This is a genomic window from Symbiopectobacterium purcellii (assembly GCF_052050035.1).
In the GTDB taxonomy this organism is placed as follows: Bacteria; Pseudomonadota; Gammaproteobacteria; order Enterobacterales; family Enterobacteriaceae; genus Symbiopectobacterium; species Symbiopectobacterium purcellii_A.
In genome coordinates this window covers 991,429-1,015,581 of record NZ_CP189882.1, presented here as the reverse complement: position 1 = coordinate 1,015,581, position 24,153 = coordinate 991,429, and the positions used below count along the sequence as shown (strand labels likewise).

The window sequence follows — 24,153 nt, the reverse complement described above, 5'->3', positions numbered from 1 at the left end:
GTCAATAACAGAGGAACTTGCATGCCGATTCAGGTTTTGCCTCCCCAACTGGCTAACCAGATTGCCGCCGGAGAAGTGGTGGAACGCCCTGCTTCTGTGGTGAAGGAACTGGTGGAGAACAGTCTCGATGCCGGGGCGACCCGAATTGATATCGATATTGATCGCGGCGGGGTAAAACGTATTCGGATTCGTGATAACGGCACAGGAATTGGCAAAGACGACCTGGCCTTAGCGCTGGCACGTCATGCGACCAGCAAAATTGCCACGCTGGACGATCTCGAAGCGATTATCAGCTTGGGTTTTCGCGGCGAGGCGCTGGCGAGTATCAGTTCGGTTTCACGCTTAACGCTGACGTCCCGCACGGCGGATCAGAATGAAGCGTGGCAGGCCTATGCGGAAGGCCGTGATATGGCGGTGACGGTAAAACCGGCGGCACACCCGGTGGGTACTACGCTGGAAGTGCTCGATCTGTTCTACAACACCCCCGCGCGGCGCAAATTCATGCGCACAGAAAAGACAGAATTCGCACATATCGATGAAGTGGTGCGCCGCATCGCGCTGGCGCGCTTCGATGTGGCGATCACCCTCAACCATAATGGTAAAACGATCCGCCAATACCGTGCCGCGACGGACGCCTCACAGCATGAGCGCCGCGTCGGCAGCGTTTGTGGGCCGCTGTTTTTGCAACACGCGCTGCGTATTTCCTGGCATCACGGCGATTTATCCATTCACGGGTGGGTGGTCGATCCCGAGGGCGCAAAGCAACTGACCGACATGCAGTATTGCTATGTCAATCAACGCATGATGCGCGATCGGCTAATCAATCACGCTATCCGTCAGGCTTACCAGGACAGTTTGCACGGTGAACAGCAGCCCGCCTACCTGCTGTTTCTTGAAGTGGATCCGCATCAGGTTGACGTCAATGTGCATCCGGCTAAGCACGAAGTGCGTTTCCATGAGTCGCGTCTGGTGCACGATTTTATCTATCAGGCGGTGGTGAGTGTATTACAGCAGGCGTCTGAGCTGCCGTTGGCGACGGTGACCTCTGACGCGGCAACCGAAGCCATCGCGTGGCAGCCGGAAACTCGCATCGCCGCAGGAGAAAACCAGTTTGCGCAGCTCGCACGACCGGTGGAGCATGCACCGCCGCAAGCAGTAAGCGTTCCTGCACGCCAGATGAAGGAGAGTGCCCCGGCCTATCAGTCACGCGGTGCTCAAACACAAGGGCGGGGACCAGTGCCCACTGCTGGCGCGCCCTATCAGAAAAAGCAGGGTGAGCTTTACCAGACACTCTTGAAACCCGCGTCGGTTGCGGAGGCGGTTCAAGAACCCAGCAACCCCGCCGTGGCAGCATCTGTGCCGGATTTTGAACTGGCCAGCGTGACTCAAGGCTTTGGTCGTCTGTTAACTGTGTTTCCGCCCAGCTTCGCGCTGGTGGAATATCAGCACGGGTTGGCGATGGTGTCACTGACGCACGCCGAGCGTTACCTCAAGCGCGCGCAGCTGTTACCGCCGGAACAAGGGTTGCGTCCCCAGCCATTATTGATTCCACAGCGTTTGACCGTGGAAAAAAATGAACGCGAAGCGCTGCGGCATCATCAGGCGTTATTGGCTCAGTTTGGTATCGATATCACGCTGGAGTCTCAGAGAGCGCTACTGCGCGCTGTACCTTTACCATTGCGCCAACAAAATTTACAAAACTTGATCTCTGAACTGTTAGGCTATCTTGCGCTGCAACCTGCGTGCACGCCTGAGCAACTGGCGACCTGGTTGTCGGAACAACTGCACAGCGACCACGAGCGTTGGAGCCAGGCGCAGGCGATACAACTGTTGACGGAAATAGAGCGGCTTTGTCCGGGGCTGGCGAAACAGTCGCCCGCATCGCTGTTGCAGCCGGTTAGCGTGGAAGATGCCATTAAGGCTTTGAAAGTATGACTGAATTATCGAGCGCGCCCCTTCCCCCGGCGATTTTTATCATGGGGCCTACGGCGTCAGGAAAAACCGCGCTGGCGATGGCGTTGCGACAATCGTTGCCCGTTGAGTTGATTAGTGTGGACTCCGCCCTTATCTATAAAGGAATGGATATCGGCAGTGCCAAACCCAGCGCTGATGAGCTGGCGCAGGCGCCGCACCGTTTGATCAATATTCTTGATCCGACGCAGGCTTATTCCGCCGCGTATTTTCGCCGCGATGCGTTGTGGGAGATGTCGGAAATTACCGCTGCCGGGCGCATTCCCCTGTTGGTGGGGGGAACCATGCTGTACTTCAAGGCGCTGCTGGAGGGGTTTTCACCGCTGCCGTCAGCCGACATGGCCGTGCGCCAGCGCATCGAAGCGCTGGCGCGTGAGCAAGGGTGGGAAGCACTTCACCGCCAATTGTGTGAGATTGATCCCGTTGCAGCGGCTCGGATTCATCCAAATGATCCGCAGAGACTGTGCCGGGCACTGGAAGTTTTTTTCGTTTCAGGTAACACTTTAACAGAGCTGACAAAAACAGCGGGTGAGGCGTTGCCTTACCGTGTGCATCAGTTTGCCATTGCACCGGTGACGCGCGAGCTGTTGCACGAACGCATTGCGCTGCGCTTTCAGCAGATGCTGGCGGCAGGATTTGAGACGGAAGTCCGTTCGCTCTTTGCCCGGGGCGATTTACATCAGGATTTGCCGTCTGTTCGTTGCGTTGGTTATCGCCAGATGTGGTCATATTTATCCGGCGAGTGTGATTACGATGACATGGTGTTCCGTGGTATCTGTGCAACACGTCAGTTGGCGAAACGTCAAATGACCTGGCTGCGCGGTTGGGACGGAGTTCATTGGTTGGATAGTGAAAAACCGCAGGATGCGTTTGAACGTGTGATGGCGGTGGTACAGGCACCTTGATGTGCGGGTTTATTATACGCGCATAGTTAGTGCATAGGGTGGCCGATTGTGTACAATTGGCGAGTCTCAGCGCACAATTTTTTTACATCATTATTTTAGAGCCTTGGGGTTCTTTGTTACAAACAACAAGCAAATAAGGAAAATATAGAATGGCTAAGGGGCAATCTTTGCAAGACCCGTTCCTGAACGCGCTGCGTCGCGAACGTGTTCCGGTTTCTATTTATTTGGTGAATGGTATCAAGTTGCAGGGCCAGATCGAGTCTTTCGATCAGTTCGTTATCTTGTTGAAAAACACGGTTAGCCAGATGGTGTATAAGCACGCTATCTCCACCGTGGTGCCGTCTCGTCCGGTTTCTCATCACAGCAATAACCCTGGCACCAGCAACTACCATGGTGGTTCGTCTGCAAATCAGCAGTCGTCGGCGCAGGATAGTGATGACGCGGAATAACGCGTATTGCGCTTTCACCCCGGTTGGGAGTTTGTACACATCGCTAGCGCTTGCCACCAGGGTGTTTTTCGTTTGTTTGAGAGGTCGCACGTTTGTTTGACCGTTATGAAGCCGGTGAACGGGCCGTATTGGTTCATATTTATTTTTCGCAAGACAGAGATACGGACGATTTGCTGGAGTTTGAATCTCTGGTTTCCTCCGCCGGTATCGAGTCATTGCAGGTGATCACCGGTAGCCGCAAGGCACCGCACTCCAAATATTTTGTGGGTGAAGGCAAGGCGGAAGAAATTGCACAGGCGGTGAAAGCCACCGATGCCTTTGTCGTGCTGTTCAATCATGCGCTGACGCCTGCTCAGGAGCGTAACCTTGAGCGTTTGTGCGAATGCCGTGTTATCAACAGAACCGGATTGATTCTGGATATTTTTGCCCAGCGTGCGCGTACGCACGAGGGGAAATTGCAGGTTGAACTGGCGCAGTTGCGTCACCTTGCCACGCGTTTGGTGAGGGGATGGACGCACCTTGAGCGTCAGAAAGGGGGGATTGGCCTGCGTGGGCCGGGTGAAACCCAGCTCGAAACTGACCGTCGCTTGTTGCGTAACCGTATCAGCCAGATCCTCTCTCGCCTTGAGCGCGTGCAGAAGCAGCGTGAACAAGGGCGTCGTGCCAGAACGCGTGCGGATGTGCCTACGGTTGCGCTGGTTGGCTATACCAACGCCGGAAAATCCACCCTGTTTAACGAAATGACAGCAGCAGGCGTTTATGCTGCCGATCAGCTGTTTGCCACCCTGGATCCTACGCTGCGACGGATTAATGTTGTGGATGTCGGGGACACGGTGTTTGCCGATACCGTAGGGTTTATTCGTCACTTGCCGCACGATTTGGTGGCGGCGTTTAAAGCGACATTGCAGGAGACGCGTCAGGCGTCGTTGTTGCTGCACTTAGTGGATGCTGCCGATCCTCGTATCGACGAGAATATTGCAGCGGTAAACGAGGTGTTGGCAGAAATCGAGGCTGATGAGATTCCTGTGCTGCTCGTGATGAACAAAATCGACATGCTGGACGGTTTCGTTCCGCGTATCGATCGCAACGAAGAGAATGTGCCGGTCAGGGTGTGGCTTTCTGCTCAGACAGGTGACGGAATTTCGTTGTTATTTCAGGCATTGACGGAGTGGCTATCAGGGGACATCGCACATTATTCTCTGAGCCTTCCTCCGCAGGCAGGACGCCTTCGTAGTCGTTTTTACCAGCTTCAGGCAATAGAAAAAGAATGGATTGAGGAAGACGGCCGCATGCGGCTTATCGTGCGTATGCCGATGGTGGACTGGCGTCGTCTTTGCAAACAAGAGCAAGAACTCGCGGATTATGTGGTTTGAGACTGACCTCTTGGTCAATCTCGGCACTGTTCTGCGGACTCTGGGATATTGAACCTGAAGAACACCAATCATAAAAGAATGGAGCTAAAACATGGCGTGGAATCAGCCCGGTAATAACGGACAGGACCGCGACCCGTGGGGGAGCAGCAATAATCAAGGCGGCAACTCTGGCGGAAACAATAATAAAGGCGGCCGTGATCAAGGTCCTCCCGATCTGTATGATATCTTCCGCAAGCTGAGCAAGAAGCTGGGCGAACTGGGCGGAAGCAGGAATTCAGGTAACGGCGGCGTCACCTCTGGCAGCGGCCTGGGTGGTCGGGTCGTGGGTATTGTCGCGGTAGCGGCCGTGGTGATTTGGGCTGCGAGCGGCTTTTACACCATCCGAGAAGCCGAGCGCGGCGTAGTGACACGCTTTGGCAAGTTCAGCCACCTGGTAGGGCCGGGTCTGAACTGGAAACCGACATTTATCGATTCGGTTCGTGCGGTAAACGTGGAATCGGTGCGTGAATTGGCCACCTCTGGCGTGATGTTGACGTCGGATGAAAACGTGGTGCGCGTGGAGATGAACGTTCAGTATCGTGTCACGGAGCCTGAGCGCTATCTGTTTAGCGTTACCAATGCCGACTACAGTCTGAGTCAGGCCACTGACAGCGCCCTGCGCGGCGTTATCGGTAAATACACCATGGACAAAATCCTCACTGAGGGGCGTTCCATCGTGCGTACTGACACGCAACGCGTATTGGAAGAAACCATTCGTCCGTACAACATGGGGTTAACCCTGTTGGACGTTAACTTCCAGGCGGCGCGTCCGCCGGAGGAAGTGAAAGCCGCGTTTGATGACGCTATCGCGGCACGCGAGAACGAACAGCAATACATTCGTGAAGCAGAAGCCTACGCCAACGAAGTGCAGCCGCGTGCGAACGGTCAGGCACAGCGTGTGCTGGAAGAGGCCCGTGCTTATCGCGCGCGCATCACGCTTGAAGCTCAGGGTGAAGTGGCTCGTTTTGCCAAGATTCTGCCGGAATACAAAGCCGCGCCAGAAATTACCCGCGAACGTCTCTATATCGAAAGCATGGAGCGCGTACTGGGGCATACCCGGAAAGTGTTGGTTAATGACAAAGGCAACAGCCTGATGGTGCTGCCGTTGGATCAACTGATGCGCGGTCAGACAGGCAATGCCAGCGGTAACGCGACCAGTAACACTACGGCTGCGCCGATGCGTCTGCCCTCTGCACCGAACAACAACGGAGCAACCACCGGACAAACCCGTACCAGCACGCGTGGAACCGTCATGGACCAGCGTCGCGCAAATGCGCAGCGTGATTTTGGGAGAGAATAATAATGCGTAAGTCTATCGTTTTTATCCTCGTCCTGGTGCTGATGGCGCTGTATGCCTCAGTGTTTGTGGTGCAGGAAGGCCAGCGCGGCATTGTGATGCGCTTTGGCAAAGTATTGCGCGATGATGAGAACAAGCCTGTTATCTATGCGCCAGGTTTGCAGTTTAAAGTACCGTTTATTGATACCGTGAAGATGCTGGATGCGCGCATTCAGACCATGGAAAACCAGGCCGATCGCTTCATCACTTCGGAGCAGAAAGACCTGATCGTGGATTCTTACATCAAATGGCGTATCAGTGATTTCAGCCGCTACTACCTGACAACGGGCGGTGGTGATATTTCTCAGGCAGAAGTGCTGCTCAAACGTAAGTTCAGTGACCGCTTGCGTTCTGAAATCGGTCGTTTGGACGTGCGTGGTATTGTGACCGATTCCCGCGGTCGACTGATGTTGGACGTGCGTGATGCGCTGAATACCGGTACCGGTGAAACCACCGAAGCGGATAGCGCCATTGCCTCTGCTGCCGCACGCGTGGAGCAAGAGACCAAGGGTGCTCAGCCTCATATCAACCCGAACAGTATGGCGGCTCTCGGTATCGAAGTGATGGATGTGCGTATCAAGCAGATCAACCTGCCGACGGAAGTGTCGAATGCGATCTTCGCCCGTATGCGTGCAGAACGTGAAGCGGTTGCCCGTCGTCACCGTTCTCAAGGTCAGGAACAGGCTGAGAAACTCAAAGCGGCGGCAGATTATTTGGTGACGCGTACCTTGGCCGAAGCGGAACGTGAAGCGCTGATCATGCGCGGTGAAGGGGATGCGGAAGCGGCCCGGTTGTTTGCCAACGCGTTTGGCGAAGATCCGAACTTCTATGCCTTTATCCGTAGTCTGCGTGCCTATGAAGCCAGCTTCAACGACAATCAGGACGTAATGGTGCTGAGCCCGGATAGCGATTTCTTCCGCTATATGCGTTCACCCGCGACCTCGCTTGCACGCTGATTAGTCTTACCGTTTTTCATCAAAAGCCCGTATGGTTATACGGGCTTTTTTAATGGCAAATTTTTCCATTGGAGTGGGTATGAGTATCACCATTTGGCTGGCACTGGGCCTGGTCTTGATTGTTGAAGGGCTGGGTCCGCTGCTGTTTCCCCGTATTTGGCGGCGCATGATTCTGGCAATGGCTCAGCAGCCAGACACGATTTTACGTCGTTTTGGCGGTGGATTAGTGGTTGCCGGCATTGTGATCTACTACATGTTGCGTCATCGCGCGGGAAGCTAAATGGTCTCAAAAAATGTGCGCAAACGTATGCTAAAAGTACTGAAAGCAACCAAGTGAGATGATAGAATCCATTTTTAAGCAACCTGGTGATTCTTGAAATGGGTAAGAACGTCGTCGTACTGGGCACCCAATGGGGTGACGAAGGTAAAGGCAAGGTCGTTGACCTGCTGACTGAACGGGCTAAGTATGTTGTGCGCTACCAGGGGGGTCACAATGCTGGTCACACTCTGGTTATCAACGGTGAGAAAACCGTCCTCCACTTAATCCCCTCTGGCATCCTGCGTGAAAACGTGGTTAGCATCATCGGTAACGGTGTTGTGCTGGCCCCTGATGCATTGATGAAAGAGATGACCGCATTGGAAGCGCGCGGTGTTCCGGTACGCGAACGTCTGCTGCTTTCTGAAGCTTGTCCGCTGATTCTTCCTTATCACGTTGCGTTGGATAACGCGCGCGAAAAAGCACGTGGCGAGAAAGCTATCGGTACTACTGGTCGTGGTATCGGCCCGGCGTATGAAGATAAAGTGGCACGCCGTGGTTTGCGTGTGGGCGATCTGTTCGACAAGCAGACGTTTGCTGTCAAACTGAAAGAGATCGTCGAGTATCACAACTTCCAGTTGGTTAACTATTACAAAGTGGAAGCCGTGGACTACCAGAAAGTGCTGGATGACGTGCTGGCGATTGCCGATATTCTCACTGCAATGGTGGTAGATGTCTCCGATCTGCTGTTCAAAGCGCATCAACGTGGCGATCTGGTGATGTTCGAAGGCGCGCAAGGCACGCTGCTGGACATTGACCACGGTACCTATCCGTACGTCACCTCCTCTAACACCACGGCGGGCGGCGTTGCTACCGGTTCTGGCCTGGGTCCGCGTTACGTGTATTACGTGCTGGGTATCGTCAAAGCTTACTCTACCCGCGTGGGCGCTGGCCCATTCCCTACTGAACTGTTTGATGATGTTGGTGAACATCTATCGCAGAAAGGCAACGAGTTTGGTGCAACCACTGGACGTCGTCGCCGTACCGGTTGGCTGGATGCGGTTGCTGTGCGCCGTGCGGTACAGATCAACTCCCTGTCCGGTTTCTGCATGACCAAACTGGATGTGCTGGATGGTCTGAAAGAAGTGAAGATCTGCGTTGGCTATCGTATGCCGAACGGCGACGAAGTGGATGTGACGCCGCTGGCGGCTGAAGGTTGGGAAGGCATCGAGCCTATCTATGAAACCCTGCCGGGCTGGACGGAAAGCACCTTTGGTGTGCAAGATCACAGCAAACTGCCGCAGGCTGCGCTGGACTACATCAAGCGCGTGGAAGAAGTCACCGGTGTGCCGGTTGATATTATCTCCACCGGTCCTGACCGTAGAGAAACCATGATCCTGCGCGATCCGTTTGATGCGTAAGTAACACTACGCGCATAAACGAAAAAAGGACGGGGAGCCCCATTCCCACTCGAAACGCAACAAAGTGACCCACCTGCCAGAGTCGGATAAAATCACCGTTCTGGCCATACTGGAGAGCCTGTTGCATGCAGGGAAAACATCTGACTCAGAAAGAACGGTTCTACATCGAAAAGCGGCGTGGTGAAGGTGTCAACCAAGCTACCATCGCCAGAGAGCTTGCTCTGCCTCGCTCGACCATCAGCAGGGAACTCAGACGCAATACCGACCCTACTTTCAATGGTGTCTACTGCTGTAGAAGGGCGGACACTCTGGTCCGGGAACGCCGTCATAAGCCTCTGCCAAACAATGCTTTTTACCCGTTGGAGCCACACATTCAGAACTTCATCAGTCAGGCGCTTTCCACTCACTCTTCACCTGAAATCATCAGTGGCCGTTTGCACCTGGAATTCGGTATATCTGTCAGCAAGAATACGCTATATCGCTATATCCTGCAGGAGAGACAGGCTGGCGGGGAGCTATATCAGCAACTTCCTCATCGGGGAAAACGTTACAGGTACAATGCCGCAAACCTCAAATCAGGCCCTATTCCCAACCGTGTTGGTATTGAGTATCGCCCAGCTCAAGCCGAGCTTAAACAGGAGCCTGGCCACTTCGAAATTGACACTATTTTTGGCAAAGACCAGAAGTCATTCTTGTTAACTATCGTAGATAAAGCATTGAAAACCGCCATTATTCGCAAACTGCCTAATAAGCGTGCGGAGACTGTGGTTGCTGCTTTCAGGGACATTGAAGCTAATACCTTTTGCAAGTTTAAGACCCTAACAGCTGATAACGGCCCTGAATTCGCTCTGCACGAGCAAATTACTCAAATCACAGGGGCGCAGGTCTACTTTGCCCATCCTTATCATTCCTGGGAGAGGGGCTTGAATGAGCACACCAACGGGCTGATACGACGTTTTTACCCAAAGGGAACAGACTTCAGTCAGGTCAGTCATCGTAAGATTGCCGAACTCGAACACATACTCAATACAAGGGGCAGAAAATCGCTGGGCTATCGTTCCCCCAATGAGGTATTTTTAACGCACTTACTGGTGGCATAAGCCTCTACCGTTTTGTTGCGTTTCGAGTGGGAATGGGGCGGAAACCGTCCTTTTTTGTTATATTTTACAGCGCGTCGCTTTCTCCCTGAGCAGATGCTGCTTTCTTCTCCAACGCTGCCAACAGTGTGTTGTGAATATTCCCGAACCCACCGTTACTCATCACCAGAATATGGTCGCCCGGTTGAGCGGTTTTGGCGATCATCTCTACCAGCGTGTCGATATCCGCGCTCCAGTGTGCCGGCTGCACACAGGCATCAGCCACTTCAACCACTTGCCACGGAATATGCTGCGGCTGGAACAGGAATACCGCATCAGCACGGCCTAATGACGGCGCCAGCTCATTCTTGATAACCCCCATTTTCATGGTGTTTGAGCGCGGCTCCAGCACGGCCAGAATGCGTGCCGTTCCACCCACTTTACTGCGTAATGCCGCCAGCGTGGCGAGGATCGCCGTCGGGTGGTGCGCAAAATCGTCATAGACGCTGATATTGTTGACGGTACCGCGCAGTTCCAGGCGGCGGCGGGCGTTAATAAATCCACCCAGAGCACGGCAGGCTTCGGACGCGGGTACGCCGACATGGCGCGCCGCCGCGATGGCCATCAGCGCGTTGTGCATGTTGTGCTCGCCCACCAGCTTCCAGCGCACTTCGCCGACCCACTCATCATTCAGATAAACCTGAAATTCACTGGCATCGGTCGTGACCTTCTTCGCGTTCCACACACCGTCGTCGCCCACCAGTTCCTGCTCGCTCCAACAGCCCATGCCCATCACCTGCTTAAGCTGTAAGTCATTGTCAGGTAATATTATTTTTCCGGTTCCCGGCACCAGGCGAACCAGATGGTGGAACTGTTTCTGAATGGCTTTCAGATCGTCAAAGATATCGGCATGATCGAATTCCAGGTTGTTCAGAATCAGCGTGCGCGGCGCGTAGTGCACGAATTTTGAACGTTTGTCGAAGAACGCACAGTCATATTCGTCGGCTTCCACTACCATAAAGGTGCCGCAGCCCAGACGGGCAGACACGGTGAAGTTGCCGGGTACCCCACCGATGACGAATCCGGGCTGGTAGCCGCAGGCTTCCAGAATCCAGGTTACCATTCCGGCAGTGGTGGTTTTACCGTGTGTGCCCGCAACGGCAATCACCCAGCGTTCACGCAGCACGGCGTCATGCAGCCACTGCGGCCCGGAAACGTAGGGAATGTTTTTTTCCAGCACCGCTTCAACGCAGGGGTTGCCGCGGCTCATGGCGTTGCCGATGATCACCAAATCTGGCGCAGGGTCTAGCTGTGCGGGATCATATCCCTGAATGAGGCTGATGCCTTGTTCTTCCAGCAACGTGCTCATCGGAGGATAGACGTTGGCATCCGAACCGGTAACCTCATGTCCCAGTGAACGTGCGAGCAGTGCCAAACCGCCCATAAAGGTGCCGCAGATGCCCAAAATATGAATACGCATACATTTTCCATCAGTTCCTGAAAGTCTTCGCGTATTCTAGCGCCTGGATTACGCATAAGAAATGGATTTGACTAGGTGCGGCTTTCTGTTTGGGCTACACTGCATGCGCAAACATGAGCGGTGAAAATTGAAACCGCTTTTCATTCGTAGATTCTGGAATAGTGTTATGAAAACGTTAGGCGAATTTATCGTCGAAAAACAGCACGATTTCTCTCACGCAACCGGTGAACTGACCGCGCTGTTGTCCGCACTCAAACTTGGCGCCAAAATTATTCACCGTGATATCAACAAAGCTGGATTGGTTGATATCCTGGGAACCAGCGGCGTGTCGAACGTTCAGGGCGAAGTGCAGATGAAGCTGGATCTGTATGCCAATGAAAAACTGAAAGCGGCACTGAAAGCGCGTGGTGAAGTAGCGGGGATTGCCTCCGAAGAAGAAGATGAGATCGTCGTTTTTGAAGGCGACCGTGGTCTAAACGCCAAATATGTGGTGTTAATGGATCCGCTGGATGGTTCTTCCAACATTGATGTTAACGTATCTGTTGGCACCATCTTCTCCATTTATCGTCGTATTACCCCATTGGGTACGCCGGTTACGGAAGCTGATTTCCTGCAACCGGGTAACAAACAAGTGGCAGCAGGGTATATCGTGTACGGTTCCTCGACCATGCTGGTGTATACCACCGGTCACGGCGTGCATGCCTTTACCTATGATCCTTCCCTGGGCGTTTTCTGCCTGTCGCACGAGCGTGTGCATTTCCCGGAAAAAGGGAACATGTACTCGATTAACGAAGGGAACTACATCAAATTCCCGCAGGGCGTGAAGAAATACATCAAGTATTGCCAGGAGCAGGATGAAGCAACGCAGCGTCCTTACACCTCGCGCTATATCGGCTCACTGGTGGCGGATTTTCACCGTAACCTGCTGAAAGGCGGCATCTACTTGTATCCGAGCACCGCAAGCTATCCGAAAGGAAAACTACGCTTACTGTACGAATGCAACCCGATGGCATTCCTGGCAGAACAGGCGGGCGGTAAAGCCAGCGATGGCGCACGCCGTATTCTTGATATTGTGCCGGAGAAATTGCACCAGCGCTGCCCGTTCTTTGTCGGCACCGAATCCATGGTGAACGACGTGGAACATTTTATCGCTGAGTTCCCGGACGAATAGCTACGGTTTGCACGAACGCCGCTGAGAGGTATTGCCATACCCTAGCGGCTTCGCGTGGCCAATATCCTTGCTGCGTGAAACTGACTGGGTATCGCTTTACTGCCCCGGCGTTTGACGACTGAACCAGCTTTCCAGAATAATGACGGCCGAGGTGGCATCCACCTGGCCTTTATTCAATGCGCGAAACCCGCCGCGTTCAAACAGGTCTGCCCGTGCTTCTACGGTGCTCAGACGTTCATCCTGTAGTTCGACCGGTTTGCCGAAACGACCGTGTAAGCGGTTGGCGAACTTGCGCGCTCTTGCTGTCAGCTCCTGCTCGCTGCCATCCATGTTCAGCGGTAATCCCACCACCAGCAAATCAGGCTGCCACTCGTTGATCACTTTTTCTACATGGTTCCAGTCAGGCACGCCATCCTGCGCCTTGAACGCGGTAAGCGGTCGCGCGGTGCCGGTGACCTCTTGGCCGATGGCTACGCCGATGCTTTTGGTGCCAAAATCGAAGGCCATCAGGGTTCGGTTGGTCATCAGGCATGCCCCGCATCGGCGACGATATTGTGGATATCGATACCGATCCTTTTGGCCGCCATGCGCCAACGCTCGGCTATCGGGGTATGGAACAGGATATCGGCTTCTGCCGGGGCGGTGAGCCACACGTTCTCCAGCACATCTTTTGACGTGGTAACCATCACATCGCTCGAAATACTGATGCTGGAGCCAAAACCCGACTGCGGCGTGTGCAGAATAAAACCACGATCGTCCGCCAGTGGACCACCGGAGAACACCGGTTTATCCAGACGAATATCGGGATCGCGCGGTGTTGGTTCGATATGCAGCTTGCTCAGGATATCTTCAACCGAAAATTGGTCCATCGGTTTGTTGACGATAAGCCCCATTGCGCCGTCTTCGTTGTGCTCGAAAATATAGATCAGGGCGCATTTGAACACCGGGTCCTGAACGGCTGGCATGGTGATAAGAAAATGATGCTGTAAATTCATTGTGCGTGGTTATTCGCTCTTGTCAGGGAGAAGGGGAAGCCCGTGTTTCCACGGGCTGGTATCGGTGGGTATCCCTCATGCTGGGCACCGCAATTCAAGATACCTTAACGCGAAGTGCCTTAACGTAGAGCACATTACTGCCAAGAACCTTAACGTTCAGAACATTAACGCTGGCGATCGGCCAGTCGGTGCTCAATGGCATCCATCAGCATACCGGTGATGGAAACATCAGGAAATGCCGCTTCGATTTCCCGCACGCAGGTAGGGCTGGTCACGTTGATTTCGGTCAGTCGATCGCCAATGACATCAAGACCGACAAAAATCAGCCCTTTCTGTTTCAACGTAGGAACTACCGCGCGAGCGATTTGCCAATCGCTTTCCGTCAGCGGACGTGCTTCACCGCGTCCGCCTGCGGCCAGATTACCGCGCGTTTCACCGCTTTTCGGGATACGCGCCAGGCAATAGGGCACAGGTTCGCCGTCCACCACCAGAATGCGTTTGTCACCGTCTTTGATGGCCGGCAGGTAGTTTTGCGCCATGCAATAGCGCTGGCCGTGTTCTGTCAGGGTTTCGATGATAACCGAAACGTTAGCGTCATCCTGTTTCAACCGGAAAATTGACGCGCCGCCCATACCATCCAGCGGTTTGAGGATCACATCATCATGCTGCTGGTGGAACTGACGCAGTTTGTCGGCGCGGCGCGTGACCAGCGTATCCGGCGTCAGGTGTGGGAACCAGGCGGTAAACAGCTTCTCGTTACAGTCACGCAGGCTTTGCGGTTTGTTGACGATCAGCGTGCCTTTTTCTTCTGCCCGTTCCAGAATATAGGTGGCATAGATGAATTCGGTATCGAACGGCGGATCCTTACGCATCAGGACCGCATCCAGTTCGTGCAGGGCAATATCCTGCTCACCGTGAAAATCGTACCAGCCGTCATAGTCGTACTGTACGCTGAGGCGACGCGTGGTGGCACGGGCTTCACCGGCATGAAGATAGAGGTCGTTCATCTCCATGTAATGCAGCTCATAACCGCGGCGTTGCGCTTCTAACAGCATGGCAAAGCTAGTGTCTTTCTTGATGTTGATGGAATCGATAGGATCCATCACGATGCCGAGCTTGATCATGGTTTTTCTCCTTTACCCCACATCGCCGAAACGCACCTGTAAGGCGGTAATGGCGGTAAGTGCAGTCGTTTCAGTACGTAAAACGCGCGGCCCCAACAGAATGTCAGTGAAGTGGTGCTGGGCCGTCATAGCGATCTCATCGGCAGACAGGCCCCCTTCGGGACCAATGAGTTACCGAACGCGCGAGAGCGGTGCAGGCAGCGTATTAATTCTGTGCGTCGCGCGCGGGTGTAAATTCAATTTCAGCGCTTCATCGTGCTCGGTACACCACGCTTCGAGGGACATGGCGGGCCGGATTTCAGGGATCTGGTTTCGGCCACACTGTTCACAGGCGGCGATGGCGATTTTTTGCCACTGCGCGATTTTTTTCTCCAGTCGCTCACCGTCCAGCTTCACGCCGCAACGTTCAGAAAACAGCGGTGTGATGACATTAACCCCGAGCTCAATGGATTTTTGCACGGTGAACTCCATCTTCTCGCCGCGCGACATCACCTGATCCAGATGCAGATGGAGCGGTGACTCTTTGTCCTGCCAAACGCCAGGCTGCGTGCGGACGATAACCTGTTTTTTACTGACCGATAGGATCTCGGCGGCAAAAACATGGTTGCTGCCGTCAAAAAGTTGCACTGCTTCGCCCGGATTCATGCGCAGCACGCGGCCCACATGATTGGCGGCATCGTCGCTTAATTCGATGTCATCCCCCGTGAGCGGCACGGTCGCGGGGTGAAAAATACGCGGTATTCGCATAGGTCTATCTTGGCCTTCGGTGAGGCTTTGTTGAATAATTTAAAATACTGATTTAAATGGGTATTATAAAATTTTAACGACTAAATTTTACTACCGTAATGCTTTTTATTGTGCTAACTATTTGATTTATCGCTCTAACAAAATACATTTTCTGTACATGCATCCCACCTAAAGAATTTGTAAATCAAAACGTTAAATTATTCAACAAAGCCCTTCGGTGATTCACAAGCGCGTGTCTGGCGGCGATGTTGCTACGTTATCGCCGCCGCAAATGTCATGGTCAGCGGCGTTGGTTGAACGCTCTATAGTAGGTAGTGGAACTAGCGCTGGCAAGCCTGCTGAACGTAAGGATTATGATTCCCCTGCTGCTCGGCAATACGCTGGTCACGGGTGCATTCCCAGGGGGTGACCGGATAGCGCTTGTCCCACGCGGTAAACAACTGAGTTTGCTGACTGGAAAGCAGCAGTTGGTAGCGATCGCGCATATAAAAATAGGTCCGGGCGATGGCTCCGCGTGCCCGCTCGGGCGGTTCTGCCAGCTTGTTTTTGAAATCAATCTTCATCGCGCATTGGCCGTATTGGCCTTCGCCACCGTTCCATTGGCCATACATAAAGTTACCGCGATCGCCATTCATCTCACCAACACTGGGTTGTAGGTTGCGCAGGTCGGTTTCCATGTCGCGATACACCTCATCGCGGGTACAGTTCTTTCTACCACCTTCTTGCCAGCATTGACGTTGATGGCCGAACTGCCAGGCAGGCACCACGTGTTCCCACTCGATACGCTGGGCACGATCGGCATTTTTGCGCACGGCATAACCGCAGGAGGCGAGGTCAGGGGTACCTTTTTTGCCGTCCCAAGCGATGCGACAACCGCAATAGAAGGAGCCGGGGGCGTCCTGATGAATTTGCGCGGCAACGGCTTTGGCCTGAGTGAAGTTGTTGATGGTTTGAGCTGCGGCAAACGCCGAAAACAGTGCACCACTCAGTGTGGAAATAACAAGAATGTTGCGAAGCATGTTCCAAATCTACTCATTGGCGTAAAACGCGCAGAGTAGCGAACGTCGACCTCTCGCGCAAATGGATACTGTAAGCGTGTTGCTTAATAGTGAAATAAGGGTGTTTCGGTGATTGAAGTAAATTTTACGCTGTTCTGAGATGGAAATTCCAAAGACCGGCGCTAAGGAGTAAGAAGGTATCATCAATAAAGGGTCTACGATTCCGTAAAATTTGGGTCATGCAACCGAGGCGCTTGATACCCGCGATGGCGTGTTCAACTGTAATACGGATGCCCGAGATTATTTTATTTTCTTGTTTTTGTTCAGGCGATAAAGGTCTTTTTCGAGTTCCTTTTTTTGGGATTTGTGTATTAGGATGCTGTTTATCTATACCTTGAAAACCGGTATCTGCCGAGACTGTAAAATAATCTGTGTAAATGGCATTTTGAGGAAAACCTTCAAAGGATAACAAAATGCCTATCAGCAACGAACTTATTGACCAACTGCTTCAAGATTGTCACTCCCCTCAGGATCTGCTGGGTGAATCAGGCCTACTCAAGGTGCTGACTAAAAGACTGGCGGAACGGGTTCTTGAAGCTGAGATGGAGATGCACCTTGGGTATGCTAAGCATGACCCGGCTGGTAATCATTCAGGCAACTCACGCAATGGCAAGACATCCAAGAGCGTACGTAGCCAAAATGGGGAGATCGAGCTCGATATTCCGCGCGACCGCAACAGTACCTTCGAGCCGACACTGATCGGTAAGCACGAAAAACAGCTTAACGGCTTCGATGACCGCATTATTTCTCTCTATTCCAGAGGGTTATCAACCCGTGATATTCAGGCACACTTTAAAGAAGTCTACGGGGTCGATGTTTCCGCTGGCTTCATTTCTCAAGTGACCAATGCTGTGATGGATGAAGTTAAGCGCTGGCAGCAACGGCCGCTGGATGCGCTTTATCCCATTGTTTACCTTGACTGTATTGTTGTCAAAAGCCAGGACGGCGGAGCCGTGGCCAACAAGTCTGTTTATCTGGCCCTCGGCGTCAACGGCCAGGGCGAAAAAGAGCTGCTGGGGCTATGGATAGCCAAAACTGAGGGGGCCAAGTTCTGGTTATCTGTGATGACAGAACTGAAAAATCGTGGGCTAAAGGACATCTTCGTCGCCTGCTGCGATGGCCTGAAAGGCTTTCCTGATGCCATTGAAGCTGTTTACCCGCATACGCGGGTACAGCTCTGCATTGTGCATCAGGTGCGGAACTCGCTGCGCTACGTCGGCTGGAAAGAGCGTAAGGCCGTTGCTGCTGACCTGCGCACCATCTATAGTTCCGCAACGCTAGAGGGCGCTGAAGAGGCCCTGGATGCCTTCGCGGCCAAATGGGATGAACAGTTCCCGACGATCAGCCCGTCGTGGAGAAATAATTGGGAACGTCTCATCGTCATTTTTGACTTTCCGCCGGAGATCCGCAAGGTTATCTACACCACCAACGCGATAGAGTCGTTAAATGCTTCATTGCGCAAGATAACGAAAACGCGACGAATATTTCCAACGGATGACTCGGTGATAAAATTACTCTATCTAGCCTTGCATAATATCTCTGCTAAATGGACCTTGCCAATCAGAGACTGGAAACCTGCTATGAGCCAATTCATGTTGATGTATGGAGAACGAATCTCCGGTTAAGCAATGGAGCCATTTACACAAAATTCTTTACAGACTCTATCTGCCCAGATGGTTACCTCAGGAGGAATATGGCGAATTATATCGACTTTATCGAGTAAGCGTTTATCGTGACGGCGCCCATTTTTGCTCATGGGGATAAATCCAATTTGCCTTGTTTCGTCAGTCATAATAAGCCCTTTTCGAGTGGTCTGTCTTTTCTTTCCCGAATACATTTTTTTCGCCGACGCAGATTCTTAGGCTTTTGGACAGGTCGCTCTGTCCCATCAATAAAGACGTCTTTAACTCCAGGAAAGGCGCGAAAAAATTCCTCAGCAGAGCGAATTTGACGAGCGGGCAAAACACATTCTCGCCCCAAGGTCATCTCTAAAACCGGCAATAATATTTTTACCCAGCGACATACCCGTGTTCTATCTAAACCAAAAAGAAGTCCTTGCAAATCATAGGTCGGATAACATTTTAAATACAATAAAATAAAAAGCAGTTTATCTAATGGGGTTGGGATAAATCCTTTCTGCCCTGCACCCATCTGCCGCTCGTGATCTTTTCGATTCTTTTTCCGATAAATCAAATAACAAGCTGAAAATTCAGCGGCTAAATTTTTCAATTCTTCGACTGATAATCCAATGATTGCTTTACATAAACGATTATCTCGTAACAACCGCTCTTTGTTGATCATTTCAAACCTTTATTCTCTAAGTTAAACCTCTTTTTATTCTCAATAGCCTGACAAAAAATGCAAGTCTCTATTCAGCAACTAGTTTTGTGCGTTTTGTTGCGCCGTGAGGGGCTTTGTTGAATAATTTAACGTTTTGATTTACAACTTCTTTAGGTGGGATGCATGTACAGAAAATGTATTTTGTTAGAGCGATAAATCAAATAGTTAGCACAGGCTTTGTTGAATAAATCGAACTTTCAGGGGATCGCCGGATCAAAGCACTATCATCGCTCCCGATAGCAGCTCCCCATGGCAAAGCAAAAGTTTAAAATCACCAACTGGCCCACCTACAACAACGCACTCAGACAACGCGGCTCCCTGACGGTCTGGCTTGATGAGTCCGCCATCGCTGCATGGACTGACAGTGCTTCGCCTGAAGGTCGTGGTCGGCCGCTTTACTACACCGATATGGCTGTTACCACGGTTTTGATGATAAAGCGCGTGTTTAACCTGTCGCTCCGGGCATTACAGGGCTTTGTCGACTCGGTTTTTACACTGATGAGCCTGCCACTGCGCTGCCCGGACTACTCTCTGGTCAGTCGGCGGGCAAAAACCGTCAGTATCAGCATAAAAACGCCAACGCGTGGTGAAATATCGCATCTGGTCATCGACAGTACCGGTCTGAAGGTCTTTGGCGAAGGTGAATGGAAAGTCAGGCAGCATGGGGCTGACAGACGAAGAGTGTGGCGCAAGCTTCATCTGGCAGCAGACAGTGCGACGCATGAGATTATCTGTGCCGACTTATCGCTCAGCGGAACGACAGATGCGCAGGCACTGCCGGGCCTGATTAACCAAACCCACCGAAAAATCAGGGAAGTGTCAGCAGACGGTGCTTATGACGCCCGTTACTGCCACGATGCGTTGCTAAGAAAGAAAATCAGGCCCCTTATCCCGCCGCGAAGCGGAGCCAAATACTGGCCGGACAAGTACCATGAACGTAACCATGCGGTAGCGAATCAGCGTCTGAGCGGGAGTAATGATATGTGGAAAAAGAAAGTGGGTTATCACCGGCGTTCAGTGGCAGAAACAGCGATGTTCCGCATAAAAACTTTGCTGGGTGGCCATCTGAGCCTGCGTGACTATGAGGCTCAAGTAGGTGAAGCCATAGCGATGGTCAAAGCGCTGAACCGTATGACGTTGTTGGGTATGCCACACATCGTCAGGATAGGATAACAGGTGTAGCAGAGGGAGTCATCCTGTCGGCTAATTCTGATTTATTCAACAAAGCCGTTAGCACAATAAAAAGCATTACGGTAGTAAAATTTAGTCGTTAAAATTTTATAATACTCATTTAAATCAGTATTTTAAATTATTCAACAAAGCCGCCGTGAGGGCGAAAAGCTCAGGTCTGTGGCACGGCATCAAACTGGAGTGGTTTACCGCACTTCAGGCAGCGATAGGTGGCATCGCCACGTTGGGCACGGTAATGACGACGTACGCTTAGCTGATGCTGCTGACAGGCGCAACGATAAGGGTAGGTTTTGCCCTGTACTGAGGCCGTGGCGAATCGGTGTGTGCGTTTCGCCGGGGTTTGCAGAATCTGTTCCATCATCCAGCGCCATTCTTTGCCATAAGGCGCTACGCGACCGAATCGGGCATACACCAGCAGATGAGCCAGTTCGTGGGGGACGACCTCATCGATGAAAGCCTGCTGGTTTTCCAGCAACAGCACCGGGTTCAGACGGATTTCCCATTGTTGTAGCCAGGCGGTTCCGGCGGTTGCGCCGCGCTGCTGATAGCTGACGCTGGGCTCCGAATACTGGCTGCCTAAGGCTTGATTGGCGAATTACAGGCGTTCACGCAGACAGTGCATGACAGCGTGGTGGAGCGCGATAGGAATGCCTTGCGGTGGTTACAGACCGGCAGAAGCGCGCAGTTGTGCAGCCTTGTCGGTTTTCTCCCACGGGAAGTGTTCGCGGCCGAAGTGACCGTAAGCGGCAGTTTCCTGATAAATCGGGTGCAGCAGATCGAGCATCTGGATCAACCCGTAAGGACGCAGATCGAATAATTCGCGTACTAACTGAGTGAGGCGCTCTGCCGGGATTTTTTCTGTGCCAAAGGTTTCGATCATGATCGAGGTCGGTTCGGCAACACCGATGGCGTAGGAAACCTGAATCTCACAGCGATCGGCCAAACCTGCAGCAACGATGTTCTTCGCCACGTAACGCGCGGCATAGGCCGCAGAGCGGTCCACCTTAGATGGATCCTTACCGGAAAACGCACCGCCGCCGTGACGCGCGGCACCGCCGTAGGTATCCACGATAATTTTGCGACCGGTCAAACCGCAGTCACCCATCGGGCCACCAATAACAAAACGGCCTGTTGGGTTGATAAAGAATTTGGTGCTGGCAGAGAGCCATTCAGACGGCAGAACCGGCTTGATGATCTCTTCCATCACCGCTTCATGCAAATCGCTTTGCGCAATGTCTTCTGCGTGCTGTGTTGACAGGACTACCGCGTCAATACCGACAATTTTTCCGTCATCATATTGGAAGGTAACCTGGCTTTTTGCATCCGGGCGCAGCCACGGCAGCGTGCCGTTCTTGCGTACTTCAGCCTGACGCTGTACTAAACGGTGAGCGTAGGTGATAGGCGCTGGCATCAGTACATCGGTTTCATTGGTTGCATAACCGAACATCAGACCCTGATCGCCCGCACCTTGTTCCAGCGGATTGCTGCGATCGACGCCCTGATTGATATCCGGCGATTGTTTGCCGATGGCGCTTAACACGGCGCAGGAGTTGGCATCAAACCCCATCTCTGAGTTGACGTAACCAATCTCACGTACCGTACGACGCGTGATCTCTTCAATATCCACCCAGGCGCTGGTGGTGATCTCACCGCCCACTAACACCATACCGGTTTTCACGTAAGTCTCACAGGCGACGCGCGCCTTGGGGTCTTGTTCCAAAATGGCGTCAAGAACCGCATCAGAGATCTGGTCTGCAATCTTGTCCGGATGCCCTTCAGAAACGGATTCCGACGTAAAAAGGTGTTTAGCCATGCGTTTTTATACCTTCAAAGCAAATGCTGTAGTAGTCGCGATGTGTCAGTAAAACAGTATAGATGGATTAACATCTGGATGGCTATTCTAGGTCACTTGGCGGACGGATTACCAGCGGTTTTTTGTTTCAGGGCAGCTATAGCCAAGCGACTTAATTTTGATTACACCATATGGACTGAGAACAAACTCTCTGTATCGCAACCCATCTCTCTTTTTTTGCTTTTTGCTTGTGCCCATTTATGCTCAATTGGGTTAAGATCTGGCGAATATGTAGGCAAATACTCCACCATATACCGGCTTTGTTGAATAATTTAACATGCTGATTTACATAATTATTATAACACTTCAACAACTAAGTTTTCCAGCCGTAATGCTTTTTATTGTGCTAACTACTTGATTTGTCGTTCTAACAAAATACAGTCTCTGTACATGCATTCTACCTAAAGAAGATTTAAATCAAACGGTTAAATTATTCAACAAAGCCCCATATACCCTGCATCGATGATGACTTGTTGAATATTATGTTTTTTGTGAAAAGTGGCATTGTCCATCATGATTACACTGTTTTTAGGGAGTACTGGGATAAGGACTTGTGTGACCCAGGCATAGAAAACATCGCTGTTAATATTGATATCAAATAATCCGATAGCAAACAGCGTTGTGCCTAATAAAGCGCCGATAACATTTGTTCTTCCCCTAGCTCCCCTAGCTCCCCAGTTCTTCAGGCCAAAACACCGTTGACCTTTTGGGGAATAGCCGTGAGTCCGTGGGGCATCGTGTGAAAAACCACTTTCATCAATAAAAACAATAGGTTTACCTTCTTTTTCATACTGTTGTTTTTTTTGTTGAAATCCCTGCCGGGCGTTTTCGTCGGCTTTCGGATGACGTAGAGTTTTTTTTATAGGTCAATCCCAGCTTTTTAAGCGCTTGCCAAATGGCCTTCTGACAAACGCCAAAACGCTCTGCACGTTCTTTTTGGTAAGCATCTGGATATTGTTCAACATCTTTTATCAACTCGGATTTATCGATCTTTCGCTGACGCGTGGTCGATGCTTTTGACTCTATTTGATTAATCCAACGCGATACAGAGGCAGGGCCAATCCGAAATTGCTTCGCTGTTTCTCGGATACTCAACCCTTCGTTTTTCCGTGTAGATATCACTTTACGTCTAAAATCAATTGAATAGCTCATTTAAATAATGTAATCAAAATTAAGTCGTTTAGCTATAGCTCATTTAAATAATGTAATCAAAATTAAGTCGTTTAGCTATATCATCGAAATTGCACTGGTCAAGTAAATCAGGACACTTTTTTCTCAGCCATTTGTTCATAACGCACCGGAGACAGATCCCCGTTAGCGGCATGATGCCTGTCTAGGTTGTAGTAGCGGACATACGTCGCCACATCCTGCTCCATGTAAGCCCGTGTTGGCTGGGGTACCAGCAGCAACCATTCATGTTTCAGACTGCCCCAGAAGCGCTCCATCACCGCATTATCCCAGCAGGCACCCACGTCTTCCATACTGCTCCTCAGCCTGTAGCTGCTCAGCAGCGCCTGAAAGCGTTGTCCCGTGTACTGCGCCCCCCTGTCCGTATGCACCACCAGGCCCGGCGGGGGAGTTCGCAGGTTATATGCGGCTTTGTTGAATAATTTAACCGTTTGATTTACATCTTCTTTAGGTAGAATGCATGTACAGAGACTGTATTTTGTTAGAACGACAAATCAAGTAGTTAGCACAATAAAAAGCATTACGGCTGGAAAACTTAGTTGTTGAAGTGTTATAATAATTATGTAAATCAGCATGTTAAATTATTCAACAAAGCCGTTATATGCCTTCATCAGGGCCCCGCAGACCAGCGATGAGTGTAGTGGCATACTGAATTTGGCCACCTAAGTAGAGGTGATATGCTTACCTCATAATTTTTATAGGTGCCAAAATGAGTAAAATAATTACTGCTGAATTTAAATGTGAAACCGTCAAATTAGTCCTTGACCAAAATTATACCTACCAGGAAGCCGCGAAAGCCATGAACGTCAGTCTTTCAGCGATTAGCCGGTGGGTAAGAGCCCTTCGTTTAGAACGTCAAGGGAAAACATCGCCTGGTCTGCCATTAACACCTGAACAAATTGAGTTCAGAGAAATGAAGAAAAAAATCCACCGACTGGAAATGGAGAATGCCATCTTAAAAAAGGCTACTGCGCTCTTAATGTCCGACTCACTGAAAAATTCTCGGTAGTTGAAAAGCTAAGAGCGCTTTATCCAGTGAAAGCGTTGTGTCGTATTTTTAATGTTCACCGAAGCAGTTATCGCTATTGGTGTCGACCTAAGGAGCCAGATATTGAGCGGACGATAAAACGTAGCCTGGTCAGCGAAGCGTGGAACGTTAGTGGCGGGTCTGCGGGCGCAAGGACTATCGCCACGATGGTTACCTGTCAATACCGATTGAATTCTG

At 51.6% G+C, this 24,153-nt stretch carries 24 protein-coding genes and 4 pseudogenes; 13 read left to right on the top strand and 15 right to left on the bottom strand.

What is annotated here, in order from left to right; translation table 11 throughout:
- Nucleotides 1-21 precede the first annotated feature (21 nt).
- The 9 genes from mutL (at nucleotide 22) to ACQGXV_RS07900 (ending at nucleotide 9,806) form a co-directional block, all read left to right on the top strand.
- A complete protein-coding gene (mutL, locus tag ACQGXV_RS07940; RefSeq protein WP_440866100.1) occupies nucleotides 22-1,935 on the top strand; it encodes a DNA mismatch repair endonuclease MutL in 1,914 nt (637 codons plus the stop codon).
- Nucleotides 1,932-2,876, top strand: a complete 945-nt coding sequence (gene miaA, locus ACQGXV_RS07935; protein ID WP_440866099.1) for a tRNA (adenosine(37)-N6)-dimethylallyltransferase MiaA — start codon at nucleotides 1,932-1,934, stop codon at nucleotides 2,874-2,876. The genes mutL and miaA overlap by 4 nt, the downstream gene beginning before the upstream one ends.
- 149 nt (nucleotides 2,877-3,025) lie before the next feature.
- Nucleotides 3,026-3,325 carry an RNA chaperone Hfq gene (hfq, locus tag ACQGXV_RS07930; RefSeq protein ID WP_222159845.1) on the top strand — a complete coding sequence of 100 codons (300 nt, stop codon included), beginning with the start codon at nucleotides 3,026-3,028 and terminating at the stop codon, nucleotides 3,323-3,325.
- A 92-nt stretch (nucleotides 3,326-3,417) separates the two neighbouring features.
- Nucleotides 3,418-4,698: a ribosome rescue GTPase HflX gene (hflX, locus tag ACQGXV_RS07925; RefSeq protein ID WP_440866098.1), complete on the top strand. Its 1,281-nt coding sequence runs from the start codon at nucleotides 3,418-3,420 to the stop codon at nucleotides 4,696-4,698.
- A gap of 91 nt (nucleotides 4,699-4,789) precedes the next feature.
- A complete protein-coding gene (gene hflK / locus ACQGXV_RS07920) occupies nucleotides 4,790-6,037 on the top strand; it encodes an FtsH protease activity modulator HflK (RefSeq protein ID WP_440866097.1) in 1,248 nt (415 codons plus the stop codon).
- A gap of 2 nt (nucleotides 6,038-6,039) precedes the next feature.
- Nucleotides 6,040-7,029, top strand: coding sequence for a protease modulator HflC (hflC, locus tag ACQGXV_RS07915; RefSeq protein WP_440866096.1), 990 nt, complete (start codon nucleotides 6,040-6,042; stop codon nucleotides 7,027-7,029).
- Between the two features lie 79 nt (nucleotides 7,030-7,108).
- Nucleotides 7,109-7,309, top strand: a complete 201-nt coding sequence (locus ACQGXV_RS07910; RefSeq protein ID WP_264623813.1) for a DUF2065 domain-containing protein — start codon at nucleotides 7,109-7,111, stop codon at nucleotides 7,307-7,309.
- A gap of 98 nt (nucleotides 7,310-7,407) precedes the next feature.
- Complete coding sequence (locus ACQGXV_RS07905) at nucleotides 7,408-8,706, top strand: adenylosuccinate synthase (protein WP_440867325.1); 1,299 nt, start codon at nucleotides 7,408-7,410, stop codon at nucleotides 8,704-8,706.
- Nucleotides 8,707-8,831: 125 nt separating this feature from the next.
- Nucleotides 8,832-9,806 (top strand): IS30 family transposase, encoded by a 975-nt coding sequence (locus ACQGXV_RS07900; protein ID WP_440866095.1) that lies wholly within the window; start codon nucleotides 8,832-8,834, stop codon nucleotides 9,804-9,806.
- 64 nt (nucleotides 9,807-9,870) lie between these two features.
- Here the strand turns inward: ACQGXV_RS07900 and mpl are convergent, their stop codons facing one another.
- Nucleotides 9,871-11,262, bottom strand: coding sequence for a UDP-N-acetylmuramate:L-alanyl-gamma-D-glutamyl-meso-diaminopimelate ligase (mpl, locus tag ACQGXV_RS07895; protein WP_440866094.1), 1,392 nt, complete (start codon nucleotides 11,260-11,262; stop codon nucleotides 9,871-9,873).
- Nucleotides 11,263-11,428: 166 nt separating this feature from the next.
- Here mpl and fbp point away from each other — a divergent pair, with 166 nt between their 5' ends.
- Nucleotides 11,429-12,433 carry a class 1 fructose-bisphosphatase gene (fbp, locus tag ACQGXV_RS07890; protein WP_222159852.1) on the top strand — a complete coding sequence of 335 codons (1,005 nt, stop codon included), beginning with the start codon at nucleotides 11,429-11,431 and terminating at the stop codon, nucleotides 12,431-12,433.
- A gap of 96 nt (nucleotides 12,434-12,529) precedes the next feature.
- Here the strand turns inward: fbp and ruvX are convergent, their stop codons facing one another.
- The 6 genes and pseudogenes from ruvX to ACQGXV_RS07860 all read right to left on the bottom strand — a co-directional run bounded on the left by ruvX (nucleotide 12,530) and on the right by ACQGXV_RS07860 (nucleotide 16,784).
- Complete coding sequence (gene ruvX / locus ACQGXV_RS07885; RefSeq protein WP_440866093.1) at nucleotides 12,530-12,958, bottom strand: Holliday junction resolvase RuvX; 429 nt, start codon at nucleotides 12,956-12,958, stop codon at nucleotides 12,530-12,532.
- Entirely contained in the window at nucleotides 12,958-13,428 is a 471-nt protein-coding gene (locus ACQGXV_RS07880; protein ID WP_440866092.1) for a YqgE/AlgH family protein, read from the bottom strand. The genes ruvX and ACQGXV_RS07880 overlap by 1 nt, the downstream gene beginning before the upstream one ends.
- A 164-nt stretch (nucleotides 13,429-13,592) precedes the next feature.
- Nucleotides 13,593-14,552: a glutathione synthase gene (gene gshB, locus ACQGXV_RS07875; protein ID WP_440866091.1), complete on the bottom strand. Its 960-nt coding sequence runs from the start codon at nucleotides 14,550-14,552 to the stop codon at nucleotides 13,593-13,595.
- Nucleotides 14,553-14,564: 12 nt separating this feature from the next.
- A pseudogene (gene rsmE / locus ACQGXV_RS07870) lies at nucleotides 14,565-15,299 on the bottom strand (16S rRNA (uracil(1498)-N(3))-methyltransferase).
- Between the two features lie 320 nt (nucleotides 15,300-15,619).
- Nucleotides 15,620-16,318: a deoxyribonuclease I gene (endA, locus tag ACQGXV_RS07865; protein WP_440866090.1), complete on the bottom strand. Its 699-nt coding sequence runs from the start codon at nucleotides 16,316-16,318 to the stop codon at nucleotides 15,620-15,622.
- A 124-nt stretch (nucleotides 16,319-16,442) separates the two neighbouring features.
- Entirely contained in the window at nucleotides 16,443-16,784 is a 342-nt protein-coding gene (locus ACQGXV_RS07860; protein ID WP_440866089.1) for a transposase family protein, read from the bottom strand.
- Here ACQGXV_RS07860 and ACQGXV_RS07855 point away from each other — a divergent pair.
- Complete coding sequence (locus ACQGXV_RS07855) at nucleotides 16,771-17,982, top strand: IS256 family transposase (protein ID WP_440862551.1); 1,212 nt, start codon at nucleotides 16,771-16,773, stop codon at nucleotides 17,980-17,982. The genes ACQGXV_RS07860 and ACQGXV_RS07855 overlap by 14 nt on opposite strands.
- Here ACQGXV_RS07855 and ACQGXV_RS07850 read toward each other — a convergent pair.
- Both ACQGXV_RS07850 and ACQGXV_RS07845 read right to left on the bottom strand, forming a co-directional pair.
- Entirely contained in the window at nucleotides 17,979-18,194 is a 216-nt protein-coding gene (locus ACQGXV_RS07850) for a transposase family protein (RefSeq protein ID WP_440866088.1), read from the bottom strand. The genes ACQGXV_RS07855 and ACQGXV_RS07850 overlap by 4 nt on opposite strands.
- Nucleotides 18,146-18,658 (bottom strand): helix-turn-helix domain-containing protein, encoded by a 513-nt coding sequence (locus tag ACQGXV_RS07845; protein ID WP_063653633.1) that lies wholly within the window; start codon nucleotides 18,656-18,658, stop codon nucleotides 18,146-18,148. The genes ACQGXV_RS07850 and ACQGXV_RS07845 overlap by 49 nt, the downstream gene beginning before the upstream one ends.
- 288 nt (nucleotides 18,659-18,946) lie before the next feature.
- On the opposite strand from ACQGXV_RS07845, the gene ACQGXV_RS07840 reads away from it, so the two are divergent.
- The gene (locus ACQGXV_RS07840; RefSeq protein WP_440866087.1) at nucleotides 18,947-19,870 is read left to right on the top strand and encodes an IS5 family transposase; all 924 of its coding nucleotides are present in this window, start codon (nucleotides 18,947-18,949) and stop codon (nucleotides 19,868-19,870) included.
- A 169-nt stretch (nucleotides 19,871-20,039) separates the two neighbouring features.
- Here ACQGXV_RS07840 and ACQGXV_RS07835 read toward each other — a convergent pair.
- From ACQGXV_RS07835 to ACQGXV_RS07810, 6 genes and pseudogenes are all read right to left on the bottom strand, one after another.
- A pseudogene (locus ACQGXV_RS07835) lies at nucleotides 20,040-20,510 on the bottom strand (SprT family zinc-dependent metalloprotease).
- Between the two features lie 39 nt (nucleotides 20,511-20,549).
- Nucleotides 20,550-21,701: a methionine adenosyltransferase gene (metK, locus tag ACQGXV_RS07830; protein WP_440866086.1), complete on the bottom strand. Its 1,152-nt coding sequence runs from the start codon at nucleotides 21,699-21,701 to the stop codon at nucleotides 20,550-20,552.
- 161 nt (nucleotides 21,702-21,862) lie between these two features.
- On the bottom strand, nucleotides 21,863-21,991 hold the full coding sequence (locus tag ACQGXV_RS07825) for a transposase (RefSeq protein ID WP_440862618.1): 129 nt from the start codon (nucleotides 21,989-21,991) through the stop codon (nucleotides 21,863-21,865).
- A gap of 183 nt (nucleotides 21,992-22,174) precedes the next feature.
- On the bottom strand, nucleotides 22,175-22,501 hold the full coding sequence (locus ACQGXV_RS07820) for a transposase (protein ID WP_440867324.1): 327 nt from the start codon (nucleotides 22,499-22,501) through the stop codon (nucleotides 22,175-22,177).
- 25 nt (nucleotides 22,502-22,526) lie between these two features.
- Nucleotides 22,527-22,892, bottom strand: coding sequence for an IS630 transposase-related protein (locus tag ACQGXV_RS07815; RefSeq protein WP_440862584.1), 366 nt, complete (start codon nucleotides 22,890-22,892; stop codon nucleotides 22,527-22,529).
- Nucleotides 22,893-22,999: 107 nt separating this feature from the next.
- Nucleotides 23,000-23,371 (bottom strand): annotated as a pseudogene (locus tag ACQGXV_RS07810) (integrase core domain-containing protein); the annotation flags it as partial.
- Nucleotides 23,372-23,637: 266 nt separating this feature from the next.
- Here ACQGXV_RS07810 and ACQGXV_RS07805 point away from each other — a divergent pair.
- A pseudogene (locus ACQGXV_RS07805) lies at nucleotides 23,638-24,131 on the top strand (transposase); the annotation flags it as partial.
- Nucleotides 24,132-24,153: the final 22 nt, after the last annotated feature.